Origin of the sequence: Algibacter sp. 2305UL17-15, assembly GCF_040720935.1 — a bacterium.
GTDB lineage: Bacteria > Bacteroidota > Bacteroidia > Flavobacteriales > Flavobacteriaceae > Jejuia.
The window spans coordinates 37172-53424 of sequence record NZ_JBFDAE010000011.1 but is presented as its reverse complement, the minus strand read 5'-3'; the positions used below and the strand labels follow the sequence as shown (position 1 = coordinate 53424).

The window sequence follows — 16253 nt, the reverse complement described above, 5'->3', positions numbered from 1 at the left end:
TAACGATTTAATTGTTAATAGTATAGTATGGTGGAAAAATTAATTTGAGGAATTTTCCAAGAAGGCTATGCCGTAAAACAGAAACCGCAAGCCTTTTAAAAACTTGCGGTTGGTTAAATAATACAGCAACGGATATTTGTTTACTTCGCAAACTTTTTAACGAGTTTCCCGGTATCAAAAGTCAATTGTAAAATATAGATACCATGAGATAAATTATCAATAGTGATACTGCTTTCTGAACCACTTTTCACTTTAGCACCAGATATATTGTAAATGTTATAGCCTTTAAGGTTTGCACTTCCTGATGAAATTATCTTTAATTCATCGTTACGGGTTATAATTTTTATACCGTTCTCTACTTCAAAATCAGAAGTACTTAATGAAGCGTCTTGAGTAACTGGGTTAAAGCCAGTCCACAAAGCCCCTGGATCTGTAACGTATGCTCCCATAGTACCAGGTGGAATATGTAATTCAATATTACTGCGGTTAAAAGCAAAAGTATCATTAGTACCTGTGGTAATTGTTGGTGGCGCTGTAGCATAAGAAGTTACGCTAGTTAATGGGTTATTACCAAAAGCTAACAAACCGATAAACGTAACATTACCAGGAATAGTAACACTAGATAAATTATTACCTACAAAAGCACCAAGGCCAATATCTGTTAAATTGGTTCCCAATGATAGATTAGTAATAGAATTAGTTGCAAAAGCCGTTGTACCGATGAGGGTAACGCTATCTGGAATCGTTACACTAGTTAAGCTATTTAATTCAAAAGCAGAAATTCCAATTTCTGTAACACTATTAGGAATAGAAACACTCGTTAAGCCTATATTTTCAAATGCAGAATTTTCTATTCTATTGACATCAAACACGATAGAACCTGCTGTAACAGTTGCAGGTATAACTACATTAGTACCATTTGCAGGGTCGTAATTTGAAACTTCAGCAGTCGTTGGAGAGGTTGCTTCAAAAACCATTTTAAACCCTGTCCATAATGCACCACTATCAGTAACATACTCATCAGTAGTATTATTGGTTATAACTAGATTTATATTACTGCGGTTAGAGACGCCGAAAGTACCTCCAGCTAATGTAGATATAGTAGGTGGTGTAGTACTTAATGAAACAATTGTGCTTATAGAGTTTAGTGTAAAAGCCAAATAATCTATATCAGTTACGCTCTCAGGTATTATAACACTTGTCAGTTGATTACTGTTAAATGCATGATGTTTAATATTGGTAATACCATTAGGAATTGTAATACTTGTGAGTTGTTTCTGTGCAAAAGCATTAATTCCAATACTAGTAACATTATAATTTGAAACACTATAGGAAACAGTAGCAGGTATATCAACTACAGTACCTCCAGCCATATTATAATCAATAGCTTCGACGTTATCTGGAGCTACAGAAGTAACTTCATAGGTTATAAAATCTACAACAAAAGTATCACCCACAGCTAATGGACTTGCTTCAGTCACCGAATTAAAACCTGTCCAACCTCCAGAAGCATAGGCAGCTGATGTTCCTATTGGAATCGTTAAATCAATAGCAGAACGATTCCAAAACGAATCATTAATACCTGGTGTAAATATAGTTGGAGGTGTTGTGGCTTGGGAAGTTACAGTTGCTAACGGATTATTCCTAAAAGCAGTGTTCTCAATATTTGTAACAGTACTAGGAATAGTAACATGAGTTAAATTATTACTTCGAAAAGCGCCAACATCAATATTCGTAATACCACTAGGGAATGTAATATTAGTTAATTGATTAGAACTAAATGCACTACCAAAACTAGTAACACTATTTGGAATAACAATACTTTGTAGTTGGTTTTGACTAAAAGCAGCTGAGCCAATAGTGATAAGATTATTCGAGAGTGTAGCACTAGTTAATTGATTGCTTTGAAAAGCAAATTGACCAATACTAGTAACACTATCTGGAATACTAATACTAGCTATTTGATTTGTTGAAAAAGCATGATCACCAATGCTTTCTATACCATTTTCTAAAGTAACACTTGTTAAATTATTATGCCAAAAAGCATACTGGCTAATACTGATAACACTTGAAGGTATAGTTACCGTGGTTAAATTTTGATCTCGAAAGGCTTCATTTCCAATGGTAGCAATATTACTGGGTAAAGTAAACGTAACGCTAGTTATTTTGCCTGTTGGCCCGGTGTAATCAAAAGCGTCATTCCCTATGCTAGTAACATTATAAATTGTACCACTATTAGTAACTGAAGCAGGTATAACCACATCTGTGCTACCATTATTATGGTCATAGCCGTGGACTTCAACCTCATCAGGTGAAAGTGAGGTAATCTCGAAGGTTATAAAATTGTCAACAAAGGTATCGCCAACCGATTGCGAATATCCAATTATAGACATACAAAAGGCCATTAAAATAAGTAGATTTTTTTTCATTTTTGATTTGTTTTTGGGTTAATAAAACGCCAAAGTAGCTGTATAAAGCACACCACGATATAGGGAATGTTTTTCTGAAGGGTTTTAAGCAATAAGCGTTTTGATTGATTTAATATGCGTTATGGCATATTCCTCAATTGGTATTTTGGGAACAATCTTATGATTGAAATTTCAATATTTTAATCTTATATTAAGACCAAAATTGTCATTGCACAAAAAATCTTGAACACTATAATGAAGTTTAAATTTTTAATTACATTTTTAGAAACTAGACAACGTAAATCCAAGAAACATCATGATAAATACGTGCACTTCGTCTGGGGCTATTTTATCAATTTTATAATTATTGCAATATCTGTTGCATTATTTAATGTATGGATTGGGTTGACTATATGCTTAGCTTTGGTTGTAGGTTTAGAATTGCTTCAAAAATATAATGGAGGTACAAACTCCACCAAAGAGCAGATTATGGATATCATTGCAGGCTTTATTACGGCGCCTGTTTGGGCATGGTTAATTCCCCACGTTTTTTGTTAAGATGGTTTATTAGAATTTGAAAAAGTTGTAGATAAATTTCCCATAAAGTTTAGTTTAAACATTCGCTTTTTAATTCATAACTAAAATTATTTAAAAACAAATTCTTTAAGCTCAGACACTAACTCATCTGTAGTACTTACTTTTAATATGGCCTTATTATCAGCATAAGTGCCATTTGGAACTTTAACAACTAATTTAGTTGATTCTCCACTAATTATTTCAGCTTTATAATCATCAAAATAAACTTCATTTACATAAGAGGCAGGCCAAAAATAATTGCCTATTATTTCAATTTCATCTCCTATAGCGCCTTGCTGAAACGATGTAATTTCAGGAGCATAATAACGAAACGTATTGGTTTCAACAACACCACGATTATTACTCCCCAAAAGAATTTTAGGATTATTAACAAACATATGAATACTGACTTCAAGACGCACTTCATTTGGAGTAATCTTGGTTATTTTTGTAACCGGTACCTCATTAATGTTTACAGTAAAAAAATCGGGTGGATAGCCTTCTTTATAAAAATCGCCTTTTATAATTATTTCGCCACCCCAATCGATGAATTTTGGGCTTACCGAATCTATTCTGGGCGCCTTAATATTAAATTCATAATTGCTTGGCACAACTTTATCTAAATAAGTAATTGACATTTTTGCCCAAGTATATCTATAATATAAATGATTTGATAAAAATTTAGGAGCTCTGCATATAATTTTTTGCTCATCAACTATATCAATAATTTCAGCGTCTTGTAAATGAAGTTTTATATTGAAATCTTTTTTTTGAGCTCCAGGTATTTTTTCAGAAAAATGAACCTCTATTAAATCACCAATATACCCAACGGATGGTGTGATGGTCTTAATTTTTGGGACATAGCTACCTGATGAGGCATAAAATTCTTTTGAATGACTCGAGAAAAAGTCATGACTGGTTTTTATAAATGCATTGCTTAAATATCTTTTATCTTGATACAAGCCTGTTGTTATACGAATTGAATTCCTACCTGTTTTTGGATTTGATATGATATATTCTTCTGAACCTTGGTCGCTAGATATTTGAAATCCTAATTCATCTTCTTTTGCGAAATTTTGAAAGTCTGCTATTAATTCTACACCACCTTCCTCTAATGTTTTAATTTGTGGTATAACGGCTGTTGGAACAAGCGTACCTTCAGATTCTCCATCACAACCAAAGTTTAAGAGTATTAATATGCAAAAACTAAATTTTATAAAGATGTGTTTCATTATTCGTTAAAATGTGATTTTTTAATTTTAATTACACTATTGGATTCTTTGCTGTAAATGAAATCTTCTGTTTTAAGCATGTATTGATTATAATAATTAAAATTCATTCCTGTTTCCTTTTCAGACCATTGATCATTTATAGGATTATAAATATATGTTACACTATTAAAGTCGAAAAAACCTTTGTTGTATAAGCTAAAACCTTCTATTCTTTGGGAAATAGGTATTGGTAAATCACTTTTTCTAGTAACTACATTAGTGTTGGTATCTAATTCCCAGAAATCCAATAGTTGTGTTCTAGAACCTGGTTGACCACCACCTATATAAAGTTTTGAACCAATTGAGAAAGTCAATGGTTTTACCTTTGCTGTATCATAAGATTCTATATCTGGGAAATCTAGGACAAACTCCCATGTATCATCAGAAAAGGAATAGCGCCAAATATTGTCTAAACCATCATTTGTTATATTATCAGCACCTAATCCATAAAACAAATAATTACCTACTACAGCACTAAATCCGTTGAATCTTCTTTCTCCAGGAAATGCTTGAAGTTTTTTTTCTTCATTTGTAAAAATGTCATAACTATAAAAATTTATTTCTCCAGCATCGTTAATAAACGAATAAAACTTAGAGCCATAAAATGAGAAATATAATCCATCTGGAGCTTTACCAGTAGGGTCATCAGGATATAATTGATCAAAATAATAGGTTTCTTTATTCAGTTTAGCTAAATACTTATCGGCGTAAGAATATGAATAAGAAAGCGCATATAAATCTTCCCCTATAGTTCCATAAGAGATATCTTTACCTTGATTAAAGGATAAACGAACATAATTTTCATCTAAAATAATGTCTTCATTATAACTAGTGTCATGGCCAAAAAAGTTAATAGACAATCCATTAATAATAAAATCATCATAATCAATGCCTTCTAAAATGTCTATTACCAAACTATCTCTGTAGGTTTCGAAAAACCCTAACTGTTTCGAACCAAATTTATACTTTAGAGTATCTCTGGTATAACTATTATGTCTTGGAAAATTGGAACCATAAACCACTAATTTATCGCCATATTTAACCTTGTTTTTTGAAAAACCGGTAATGGTTGGCAACGCGTGTTTAAATTTGTTTTTTACCTCAATACTTTGATGTTGGGTTTCAATTTCGATGGTTGGTCGGTAAGCACTTATTCCTCGTATTACAAATTCCAGTTCTTTTTGACTCGCTTTAATAACTTTTGGGTATGCATGTGAAGGTGAGTTCCCCGGAATAATTAAACGATTACCAAAAGGTTCTCTAGAAAAATGATCGCCATAAATTGTAATAGTGTCTCCTGGGAAAGCTTCAAAAGGCCTTATAGAATCTACTCTAGGGGTATGCAAAGCAAATTCGTTAGTAACTGTTTCGTTTTGCGTCCAGCTTTTTATTTTTAATTCTAGGTTTGGTAATTTATCTGCGTTATAATTATGGTTATTTGCAACAATACACTTTATTAAAGTATCGCTTTTAATAAGTAGTTTAGATTGCCTAGTATTAAAAGATACTTCAGGGTTTTTTGAAAAATTAAGTCCATTTATTACTATGGTATCGCCCAAATGGGCTTTATTTGGAACTATTGATTTTATTTGGGGAGAGGCACTTCCATTTGAAAAAAAATATTTTTCCTCGCCATAGATATATTGGCCATTTTTTAACGCTAACGTATTGTAATAATAAGTTATTCCATCCCTAAGATCACTATTAAAATCTATGGAAAACTTTCCGTTAAAAACACCTGTTTTAAGTTTAATGTTTGCAAAATTAAGACCCGTATATGTTCCGTTTTTTTCCGTAGTTATTAAAAAACCGTAATCTATGGGTAATTCTACATTATTAATTTCACCAGCCAAAGTAACTCCTCCATCTTTATTAATGCTATGAGATAAGGTTTTAATAGCTACACCATTGTTATTTGGCGGTAGATTCTCGTCTTTATCGCATGATGAAAACGCCATTATTATTGTAAAGTATAAAATTATTTTTTTCATTTTTACACCTGGTTTTCTAATATAAAACTTTAATCCGACAAATATAACTATATAAAACTCTTACAGAATGAATTTTTCGATGTAAAGTACATTTTCAGTATTTAAATATCTCGTGGGTGTTTCATATTTTGAAAATCATATGTATAAAGTGTTCATAATAAGGAATATTCGGCATTTAAAACGTGGTTTTTACCTAAAAAATTCGTAATTTTAGGATGCGCCATAGTCATCGTTTAATTGAAGTTTAAAACTCAATTGAAGATTTAGTTTTAATAAGGCAAAGACCCAATAAACAACTGTGTTCATTAGGTTCTTTGACTTTTCATAATTGTATAGATATATAACCTTTAACCCGTTGTGCATTTTCGTCCTTTTTAATAAACAAATGCACAAAGGGTAACCTTTAATACATTTGTAATATGAACCGGTTCGGCATTCTCGCTATTATTATCGGAATATTTCTCGTTTCTGGTATTCGAATTATTTTTGAATACAAAAGAGCTATTAAATTTAGATTCGGAAAATATATAAAAACCTTGAAACCTGGGTTTCGATGGATTATTCCTTTTATTGAAACCATCCAAATTGTTGACATTAGAGTTATTACCTTCAACATTGACTCACAGGAAGTTATGACGGAAGACAACGTGCCCTGTAGCATAGATGGTGTTGTGTTTTTTAAAATTAACGATCCTGAAAAAGCTGTTTTGGAAGTTGAAGAATATAAGTTTGCGATTACCCAATTGGCACAGGCTGCACTTAGGGATGTTTGTGGTAAGGTGGAATTGGATACCATCCTTTCCAAACGAGAGGAAATGGGTAAAAACATAAAAGAAATCGTTGAGCAAGAAACCAAAGATTGGGGTATAGAAATTAACGATGTAAAGATAAAAGACATTCAATTGCCCGAGAACATGCGTCGTATGATGGCAAACCAGGCTGAGGCAGAACGTTCCCGTAGGGCTCGAATTATTCTGGCCGTAGCTGAAGAACAAGCCGCAGGCAAGTTGCTGGAGGCAGGAAAACTGATAGATCAGTCGCCTTCTGCTATAAAACTACGTCTGTATCAAACCTTGTCGAATATTGCAGCAGAAAAAAATTCAACCATACTCTTTCCGTTTCCAGAAGAAGTATTGCCTGTTAAAAAAAAGAAATCCAATCTTGTTAAATAATGGGATAACCAATCACTTTATTAGGTGACATGAATCCTTATATTTGTGTATTGAATCACAAGATTAAAAAAATATTTGGAACAAATAAAAGATTACTTAGATCAAATAGCAACGATATCTAATGAGGATTGGGAGTTTTTTACGTCGAAATTACAACGTCGTGTGATTCCGAAGAAAACCGTTTTTTTAAAATTGAATGACATAGAAAACCATATCTCCTTTATTGAATCTGGTGTTGTACGCTTATTTATTCCTAAAGAAAACCCTGAAAAGGAAATCACTTTTGGCTTTAGCTTTAAAGACCAATTTGTGAGTGCTTATGATTCGTTTTTAACGCAGACACCTTCAGCTTATGAACTACAAGCATTGACTGAAACGACTCTTTTTAGTATTTCTTACAATGATTTACAAGCGGTTTATAACAATACCCAAATAGGAAACCTTATTGGCAGATTAACTGCAGAGCGTCTCTTTTTGTTAAAATCCAAACGGGAACAAAACTTATTGAATCTTACGGCTGAGGAACGCTATATGAAATTGTTTAAAGACCGTCCAGAACTCTTAAAGTCAATTCCGCTAAAATATGTTAGTTCTTATATTGGTGTGACTGCACAAGCCTTAAGCAGGATTAGAAAAAGATTATGAAAACTAAAATTTCAAAAAAATAAATCCCAAATTCCAACGCTCTGGCTAAGCTTTTGGAATTTAGTTATTGGTATTTGGAACTTTTCAAAACGCTTGTTGTTAAAATAAATAATGGCATTTAATTAATCTAGGTTCATTGTTTTGTACATTGCATGCTCTTATCTTTGCAAAAAAATAATTATGGTTATCATTCTTTTCGTTTTAGTACTTTGGTATGGAGGTTTGTTTTTTCAATCTTTCTTTTTGCATCGCTATGCTGCACATCAGGTATTTACCATGTCGAAAACCATGGAACGGATTACTTTTATTTTAACCTGGATTTTTCAAGGTTCTAGTTATTTAAGTGCTTACGGTTATGGGATTATGCACCGCATGCACCATGCCTATACGGACACCGAAAAAGATCCACACTCGCCGTCTTATGATGCTAATATGTTTGCGATGATGTGGAAAACAAAAACCATATATCAAGATATTAATAAAGGACGTATTGAAGTTGACCCTCGTTTTACTAAAAACGTACCACAATGGAAAAGCTTTGATAATTTTGCGAGTTCTCGGTTTTCCAGATTACTTTGGATAACTGGTTATATTCTCTTCTTTGCGTTTTTTGTGACGTCGTGGTGGCAATGGTTGCTATTACCTATCACTTTTATGATGGCTCCTATTCATGGTGTGATTATCAACTGGTTTGGCCATATTTATGGTTATGTGAATTTTAAGATGAAAAACACAAGTAAAAACCTGTTCCGTTTTGATTTCTTAATGATGGGAGAAGGTTATCATAACAACCATCATAAGTACGCAAGTAGTCCTAATTTTGGAGTAAAATGGTATGAGATCGATATGACCTATTTGATTATAAAAGTGTTGAATGCCTTTGGTGTGATTAAGTTGAAACCAATTCCTGTTAAGAAATAGTATTTTATTTTTCAATAGAAAAAATACTATAGCACATAAATCCGTACTTTTTTCTTTTTAAGCCGACTGTTATTTAGTGTATGTACCAAGTTTTCAGCTTCTGCCTTAGGAACAGCAACAAAGGCGCAATCTTGTTTTAATTCTATGGTACCCAATTGATCTTTAGTAAGATGTCCCTGCTTAAAAAACAGTCCAGCAATATCACCTTTTGAAATTTTATCCTTTCTTCCCCCAGAAATAAAAAGCGTTTCCCAATATTGTACTAAACTTGGTGCTTTTTTTGAAATATCTGCTTCTGTAATGGCATCAATAAAATCTGGTAATTTTTGGTTTTTCCATTTCAGAATATAGGCAGTTCCTTTTTCGTTTACCCGTGCTGTTCTTCCGTTTCTATGGATAAACTCTTCTTTATGAAGCGGCAATTCATAATGTATAATGAATTTTAGTTCTGGAATATCGATACCTCGAGCGGCCAAATCTGTAGCTAACAAAATCTGACTGCTACCATTTCTGAATTTTATTAAAGCACGCTCTCTATCTTTCTGTTCCATACCTCCAGAAAAACAGGAATGACTTATATTATTTTTTTCAAGAAAAGCACTCACTTGACCAATACTATCCTTAAAATTACAAAAAATGATTCCGGGTTGGTTTCCTAAATGTAGTAGCAGATTTAATAAAGCTGTGAATTTGTTTTTATCAGGAGATGAAACTGTTTGTATTGCTAAACGTGTGCTTGCTTTTTTATCTAAATAATTTATCGTTTTAGCATCTGTTAATTTTACAAAAGACGGAATTGTAACTCCTTGTGTTGCAGATGTTAATATGCGCTTACTTAAATGAGTTAATTCTAATAAAATAGCACTCATCTCTACCTCGAAACCTATTTCCAATGACTTATCAAATTCATCTAAAACCAAAGTTTTGATCGTCGTTTTTGAAAATCTGCCGCTATCAAAATGATCTAAAATTCTCCCTGGTGTGCCAATTAAAATAGCAGGATTATGCTTGATTTCAATCTTATCTTTTGATATGGGTCTGCCTCCGTAAACCGCATTCACTTTAAAACCTGTACCCATATTACGCACTACTTGCTCAATTTGTATCGCAAGTTCTCGTGTGGGTACTAAAATCAAAACCTGAACATCATCACTATCGGGATCTAAAGTTTTAATAATTGGCAATAAAAAAGCCAATGTTTTTCCCGTTCCTGTTGGAGACAATAAGATAGTATTCGCAGTTTTCTTTATTATAGAAATAGCCTCTTTTTGCATGGGGTTTAACCCTTGGATATTCAATTTCCCTAAAATATCCTGTTGGTCTTTGATACTATTTGCCATAACGGTTGCTACTTTTTATGTTTCTTGGAATCCTCTAATTTTGGAATCGCCGTTTTAGATTGTGCCAAATAATTAGCCAATATTTTATCAACTAATTCCTCTTTTGTTAAATGATGAAATATCGTTTTTATCTTCGCTTTAAAATCTTCTGAAATATCTCTATTGGGTTTCGTCTTGAATATTTTTTTCGCCCATATTAATCCGTTGTTCTCTTCTATACTTTGGGCATCTGCTTTTTTGAATTCATTAAAGACAATACCCAATTCATTTTCAAATTCTGGAATATCGTCAATCTCTTCTTGTTGTATGATGCTTAACGAGAGCCCCTTTGCTCCTGCCCTTGCTGTACGTCCGCTTCTATGAACATAGGCATCATAAGTATCTGGTAAATGATAATTAACTACATAGGCGATGTCTTTAACGTCGATTCCACGAGCAGCCAAATCGGTGGCCACCAAAATATCAATATAGCCTTCTCTAAACTGTCCCATGATACGGTCGCGAATACCTTGGGATAAACTACCGTGAAGTGCTCCGGATGAGAATTTATTAATGGCCAGTTTTTTTGCCAATTTATTAACCGCAGCTTTGGTTTTACAAAATATAATACCTTGTTTGCCTTCCTTCGAATTTAAAAAATGAAGCAAAACTTCAAGTTTTTCAATGGGCTCTACAACCACATATTGATGATCGATGCCTTGATGTCCAACGGTAGCCATATCTGCTTCTATGTGAACAACATGTTTGGACATGTAATTTTGAACCAATTGTTTTATGGTTCCGGGCATAGTCGCAGTAAACAACAAAGTACGTCGCGATTTTGGAAGCGCTTCGATAATACTATCCAAACCTTCCTTGTGAGCGCTTACCATTTCATCTGCTTCATCTAAAATAAAATAAGCGATGTTATTAATTTTTATGACATTACGTTTTATCAAATCGGCTAGTCGTCCGGGAGTTGCCACCACAATATGGGTCGCAGATTTTAAACGTTCAATTTGAGGTTTTATAGGAATACCTCCAAAAACACCTGCAATGGAAACAGTACGGATGTTTGCTGAAAAGGAAACTAAATTGTTATAGATCTGTTGCCCCAATTCTCTTGTTGGTGCTAATATTACGGCTTGAATATCATTATTTTCAGTATCTATACCCTGAATTAGCGGCAACCCAAAAGCGGCAGTTTTACCTGTACCGGTTTTTGCCAAAGCCACCACATCTTTGGTTTGATTTAAAACAACTGGAATTGTTTTTTCTTGAATATCGGTTGGAACTGTAATTTTTAAATCGGCTAAACTTTGTTGCAATAGCAGATTAATCCCTAAATCGGAAAATGATTTTGACATAAAATTATTTTGTACAAAGATAATCATACGGAATTCGAGAATCGTTTAAATTGGAATGCAATTTTTGCTTCAAATGAAGTAAACGTTATGCATAAAAAAATCCGAGCCATTTTAAGAGCTCGGATTTCATTTATAAAACTATCTTCAAAAATTATCGGATAATAACCTGTTTTACTAAAGAAGCGTTATCAGTTGTTATTTTAATGAAATAAATTCCTGAATTAATTTCAGATATATCCATAACCTGAATAGCATCGTTTGGATTTGTTTCTTGTGAACGAATTGTTCTTCCTTGAACATCAATTAATTGAAGTCCTGTTAATTCCAAATTTGCTGTATTGGAGATATTAATGACAGTATTTGCAGGATTAGGATAAATGGTTAATCCTTTTTCCAAAACTACATCTACATTAGTTAATGTACTATCAAAATCAATATTAAACTGAGTCGCAGCTGTATTGCCGTTACCAGATGCGTCATCAGCGACGTCACTATTAATATCAACTGTTATAGTTCCGTTTGCTACTGGCACTATATTGAACGTATAAGTGTCTCCTGAACCAGAAAACGAGTTTATAGTAGCATTTGTTACCACAAGATCTCCCATGTCGAATCCTGTTACTGGTTCAGAAAATGTAACCGTAATAGGAATAGGATTTGCTCCCGTTGGAGAAGATTCTACAGAGTTAATAGCAACACTAGGACTTGTTGTGTCTAAACAGAACCCGAAATCGTCAACAGCTAAATATACAAATGTAGATATTAATTCTATTTCTAATTTGTCAATATCTATACCGCTATAATCCGCAGCGCCGTCAGTTGCAAAATCAACTTGAAAGAAACCATTATTTCCTTGAGCCAATGATGTTGGAAATGTTGTATTTCCGCTATTTAAATCTATGGTAAAAACCGTACTGCCCCCTTTTACACCTCGAATGCTTAGCGTTCCATCATCTGTAGGAAGAAGCCCTGCTGCATCTGATGAAACATATAATTGCGCGGTGTTTGCTATAAATAGTGTTCCGTTAGTTGAATTGATGGCATAAGTGCCCAATGCCTTAGTGCCATTTTCCAAAAAGAAATCTGAAGCATTTGTACCAGCTCCATTTAGTTCGAAAACAGCTAAGGTATTTGTTGTGTTAAACACTATTCCGTTGCTTGTAAAACTAGCGTCTGTAGCTGTAAAAGATTCAAAAGTCTCAACAACACAGTCAGATACAGTATGTAATGCTCCAGTAAAAGCTAATACACCGCTATTACCCAATACGTCTTGGATATCTGTGCCTCCATTTAGATTTACGCCTATGGTACCTTCGCCATCAATAGTCTCAACTGTTATTGTGTATGCGTTATTTGAACCTGTAACACCAGTAATATTTCCAGTTGCTGTTCCTGTGGTTACCAATGTGAAATCGTCTGCACTTACATTCACTACATTTTCATTAAAAGTCGCTAAAAAGTTTACGGTTGAAGCAATAGATGTTGGAGTACCTACAACTGCAATACTTTCTACTTCTGGAGCAAATGAATCTACAAGGCCTTGTTCACAAAATTCGAAATGATCTACAGCTAGATATATAAAAGAAGCTCCTAACACAATTTCAATTTCATCAACATTTACAGTTGTAAAATTTGAAGCGCCATCTGTGGCAAAATTCAAATTAAAAAATCCATTATCGCCATTTGCCAAACTTGTTGGGAAACCGGTACTTTTCGAAATTGTATATACTGTTGTATTTCCAACTTTTCCGTTAATGGTTAATGTACCATTGTTAGTAGGGCTTGATCCATTGGCAATTGATGATAAGTATAGATCTACAGTTTTCATTGTAAATAATTCACCGCCACTTGTTTTTACAGAAAAAGTAGCACCTCCAGTTCCATTATTATCTAAATATTGGTCAGAACTACCTGCTCCAGCATTGCTTAAATTAAAAACATCTAGACCGTTTGTTGAAACAAATGGTAAACCATTGCTGGTAAATGTACTAGCTGAAACACCGAAGTTCTCGAAGGATTCTAAAAAACATGCGGATACCGTATGGTTTTCTCCTGCCGTAAAAGCAGGTGTATTACCATTTGTACCATTTCCATTTCCTAAATCGTCAATAATATTTGTTGAAGCCAATAAATCTATACTGAGCGTACCTTCACCAGAAATACCATTTACCGTTACTGTATAAACAGAGCCAGAACCACTTATCGTTGAAATAGTTCCAGTTGCAGTCCCAGAACCATCTAACACGAAATCGTCCGTTGACACATTACTGGCATTTTCATTGAACGTAACCGTAAAATCAACACTATCATCCGTCGTATTTGGTGTACCAGCAACTAGTATCGTTTGTACAAAAGGAGGTGCGGTATCCGCAACAACAAATTCTGGTCCAAAGGAAAATTCGTCAACAGCTATATATACAAAACTTCCTGTGAGTTCAAATTCTAGTGTATTTATATTTTTTTCACTATTATCCACCCCGCCTTCGGTTGCAAAGTCAACGTTAAAAAATCCATTGTCTGGAGCAAACGTTGTTGGAATTCCAGTATTTTTTGTAATTGTAAATACTGTAGCAGCACCCTGTTTTCCTCTAATAATAACACCGCCACTACCGCCTACAGTTACGCCACTATCAACAGATAGAAAAATATCTACGTCTTTTGCGGTAAACAATGCGTTATTGGTTGTTTTAATTGAATAAGAAGTACCTGCGCCAATGTTAGAATCGTTATCCAAATATTTGTTGGACCCACTTGCACCTGTGCCAGGGAAACCTGCTTGGACCCGGAATCCTCCAACGGTTTCAAAGGGTTGGGAGTTATTCGTAAATGTAGAAGCATTGTTCGATAGGCCTTCAAACGTTTCGGTTTGTGCCTGTCCTATAAATAGTGATAAGGTACTGGTTAAAAAAAAGATTAAGTAATTGTTTTTCATGATTGCTTTTGGTTTTAATAAATGGTTACTCCCCAATTAGGGCTGTTTTTAATATTATAGTTAATTCTGAATTTAGATTCCTTTGGTAAATTATATAATGATGCTATACAGAACGGATTAGTAATTAGGGAGTCTTCATTCTGTAAATCAATGGAATCAAATATTTTTATTCTGGTGTAAAGGCAAATGTCTGGTTTATTTTGAAAGTCTGTTGGAATGGTAAATAATCTACTTTCAAAATAATTTGAGTCAACCAATTTTACATTTTTAGATGTTTTTTTATTGAGTACGAATAATGTTTCTGGTGCGTCTCTTTCTATAGGTTTATTTGTCGTATTTGAAACATAATACTCATTATCAAATTGGTTCAAAAATGGTTCTTTAGAAAAGAAGGAATAGCCCATGGAGACGTCAATTTCTTCAGGGATTAAAATTCCTTTTTCTATGAGTTGCGGTGCCAAATTATCAGTAACCGCAACTTGTGGTTCTTTTGTTAAGGCATTAAACATGGTTTCTGAAATCACTAAATGTAAGTTTAATGTTTCAGGATATTTATATGTGGTAGCATCTGCAACAATTATATCGCCAAAATAGCTATCCATTTTCAATTCAGAAACGATGCGTTTTATACTTTCAATAGAACTTTTATTAATATCCAGTAATGTTATATTTAACTGTTCTGGTTTAAAAAATGAGAGTAACGGCAATACTAAAGTTGCGTAAGGGCCGCAACCCGCATACAAAATATTTAGTTCGGTATCAGGGAAATTTTCAGCACATGAAACTATTGCTTTATACACACCTTTTAAAAACCTACTTGTTCTTTTATAATCTTTAATACAATCGGCGGCATGTTTTTTAGACAGCGCAATACCGTTTGTTAAATGTATATCACCTTCAATATCATCACTAGTTTCAAATTGAGTATAAAATTCATTAAGGTGCTTTACAGCTTCAACCTCATTTTCGGTTGTAGTTATTAATATCCTTTTGGTTATACTATGCAGTATTTGAGTTTTATCTTTCAATTTAATTGATTAATCGTTTTTGGTTAAAATGAATATTAGCTTCTTGAAGGAAACACACCTTGTAAACAAATAATAAAATGTATGCTTAGATAAGGCTGCATATTATTTACAGATTGATTTCCTCCAGTATTTCCAATAACTACCGAATTTGCGTTTAATGGAACATCTGGTGTGGAGGTGTTAAACCCTGCTGTTGGTGTAAAATTTCTTCCTCCCCCGGTGCCTGGAGTTGCAATTGAGGCTCCTGAGGTTGCTGAATTTTGGGTGGCATTTCCTGAACTCACTTGGGCAGCTGCTATATGATTATGTGACGGCAATTGCGTTATGTTCAATGTATTAGTAAATGCACCGCCTTTCTCCCCTTGTCGGTAAGTAGGCAATCCTGGGCCATTTCCTGGGCTAATTGGAGCACGACCTCTAAGGTCTGGCAAACCAAAAGAGGTTCTTCCGTCTCCGCCATAAGTGGTGCCTAAAATTGAAAATAAGGATTGATTTGAATTAATTGATAATAATTGTCCTTCACAAAACGCCCATGTCCTAGGGGCAAAATTTCCAGCAAACATGCGTATTTCTCCTATTGTTCCTTCCATATTTATTGTTTTTTAAATTGATTTATTATAAAT

12 protein-coding genes are annotated in these 16253 nt (G+C 33.8%); 4 read left to right on the top strand and 8 right to left on the bottom strand.

The window, feature by feature from the left end; all coding sequences use genetic code 11:
- Positions 1-140: 140 nt before the first annotated feature.
- A complete protein-coding gene (locus ABXQ82_RS12785) occupies positions 141-2429 on the bottom strand; it encodes a leucine-rich repeat protein (RefSeq protein ID WP_367060193.1) in 2289 nt (762 codons plus the stop codon).
- Positions 2430-2663: 234 nt separating this feature from the next.
- Here ABXQ82_RS12785 and ABXQ82_RS12780 point away from each other — a divergent pair, with 234 nt between their 5' ends.
- A complete protein-coding gene (locus tag ABXQ82_RS12780) occupies positions 2664-2966 on the top strand; it encodes a hypothetical protein (RefSeq protein ID WP_367060190.1) in 303 nt (100 codons plus the stop codon).
- A gap of 86 nt (positions 2967-3052) precedes the next feature.
- Here ABXQ82_RS12780 and ABXQ82_RS12775 read toward each other — a convergent pair whose 3' ends face one another.
- Positions 3053-4216 (bottom strand): IPT/TIG domain-containing protein, encoded by a 1164-nt coding sequence (locus ABXQ82_RS12775; protein WP_367060187.1) that lies wholly within the window; start codon positions 4214-4216, stop codon positions 3053-3055.
- Positions 4216-6246, bottom strand: coding sequence for an IPT/TIG domain-containing protein (locus ABXQ82_RS12770; protein WP_367060184.1), 2031 nt, complete (start codon positions 6244-6246; stop codon positions 4216-4218). The genes ABXQ82_RS12775 and ABXQ82_RS12770 overlap by 1 nt, the downstream gene beginning before the upstream one ends.
- A 419-nt stretch (positions 6247-6665) precedes the next feature.
- Between ABXQ82_RS12770 and ABXQ82_RS12765 the strand changes: the two genes are divergently transcribed.
- The 3 genes from ABXQ82_RS12765 (at position 6666) to ABXQ82_RS12755 (ending at position 8984) form a co-directional block, all read left to right on the top strand.
- Positions 6666-7418, top strand: a complete 753-nt coding sequence (locus tag ABXQ82_RS12765) for a slipin family protein (protein WP_367060181.1) — start codon at positions 6666-6668, stop codon at positions 7416-7418.
- Between the two features lie 75 nt (positions 7419-7493).
- Positions 7494-8063, top strand: a complete 570-nt coding sequence (locus ABXQ82_RS12760) for a Crp/Fnr family transcriptional regulator (RefSeq protein ID WP_367060178.1) — start codon at positions 7494-7496, stop codon at positions 8061-8063.
- 180 nt (positions 8064-8243) lie between these two features.
- Entirely contained in the window at positions 8244-8984 is a 741-nt protein-coding gene (locus ABXQ82_RS12755) for an acyl-CoA desaturase (RefSeq protein WP_367060175.1), read from the top strand.
- A 26-nt stretch (positions 8985-9010) separates the two neighbouring features.
- On the opposite strand, the gene ABXQ82_RS12750 is transcribed toward ABXQ82_RS12755, so the two are convergent.
- The 5 genes from ABXQ82_RS12750 to ABXQ82_RS12730 all read right to left on the bottom strand — a co-directional run bounded on the left by ABXQ82_RS12750 (position 9011) and on the right by ABXQ82_RS12730 (position 16220).
- Positions 9011-10324 carry a DEAD/DEAH box helicase gene (locus ABXQ82_RS12750; protein ID WP_367060172.1) on the bottom strand — a complete coding sequence of 438 codons (1314 nt, stop codon included), beginning with the start codon at positions 10322-10324 and terminating at the stop codon, positions 9011-9013.
- Between the two features lie 8 nt (positions 10325-10332).
- Positions 10333-11670 (bottom strand): DEAD/DEAH box helicase, encoded by a 1338-nt coding sequence (locus tag ABXQ82_RS12745; protein ID WP_367060169.1) that lies wholly within the window; start codon positions 11668-11670, stop codon positions 10333-10335.
- 151 nt (positions 11671-11821) lie between these two features.
- A complete protein-coding gene (locus tag ABXQ82_RS12740) occupies positions 11822-14602 on the bottom strand; it encodes a T9SS type A sorting domain-containing protein (RefSeq protein WP_367060166.1) in 2781 nt (926 codons plus the stop codon).
- A 14-nt stretch (positions 14603-14616) separates the two neighbouring features.
- Complete coding sequence (locus ABXQ82_RS12735; RefSeq protein ID WP_367060163.1) at positions 14617-15630, bottom strand: hypothetical protein; 1014 nt, start codon at positions 15628-15630, stop codon at positions 14617-14619.
- Between the two features lie 35 nt (positions 15631-15665).
- Complete coding sequence (locus ABXQ82_RS12730; protein WP_367060160.1) at positions 15666-16220, bottom strand: tail fiber protein; 555 nt, start codon at positions 16218-16220, stop codon at positions 15666-15668.
- Between the last annotated feature and the right edge of the window lie 33 nt (positions 16221-16253).

What these genes read in the sequence shown, in the direction of transcription:
- ABXQ82_RS12785 (WP_367060193.1), bottom strand. Translation starts at nt 2,429, where the DNA reads ATGAAAAAAAATCTACTTATTTTAATGGCCTTTTGTATGTCTATAATT.
- ABXQ82_RS12780 (WP_367060190.1), top strand. Translation starts at nt 2,664, where the DNA reads ATGAAGTTTAAATTTTTAATTACATTTTTAGAAACTAGACAACGTAAA.
- ABXQ82_RS12775 (WP_367060187.1), bottom strand. Translation starts at nt 4,216, where the DNA reads ATGAAACACATCTTTATAAAATTTAGTTTTTGCATATTAATACTCTTA.
- ABXQ82_RS12770 (WP_367060184.1), bottom strand. Translation starts at nt 6,246, where the DNA reads ATGAAAAAAATAATTTTATACTTTACAATAATAATGGCGTTTTCATCA.
- ABXQ82_RS12765 (WP_367060181.1), top strand. Translation starts at nt 6,666, where the DNA reads ATGAACCGGTTCGGCATTCTCGCTATTATTATCGGAATATTTCTCGTT.
- ABXQ82_RS12755 (WP_367060175.1), top strand. Translation starts at nt 8,244, where the DNA reads ATGGTTATCATTCTTTTCGTTTTAGTACTTTGGTATGGAGGTTTGTTT.
- ABXQ82_RS12750 (WP_367060172.1), bottom strand. Translation starts at nt 10,324, where the DNA reads ATGGCAAATAGTATCAAAGACCAACAGGATATTTTAGGGAAATTGAAT.
- ABXQ82_RS12745 (WP_367060169.1), bottom strand. Translation starts at nt 11,670, where the DNA reads ATGTCAAAATCATTTTCCGATTTAGGGATTAATCTGCTATTGCAACAA.
- ABXQ82_RS12740 (WP_367060166.1), bottom strand. Translation starts at nt 14,602, where the DNA reads ATGAAAAACAATTACTTAATCTTTTTTTTAACCAGTACCTTATCACTA.
- ABXQ82_RS12730 (WP_367060160.1), bottom strand. Translation starts at nt 16,220, where the DNA reads ATGGAAGGAACAATAGGAGAAATACGCATGTTTGCTGGAAATTTTGCC.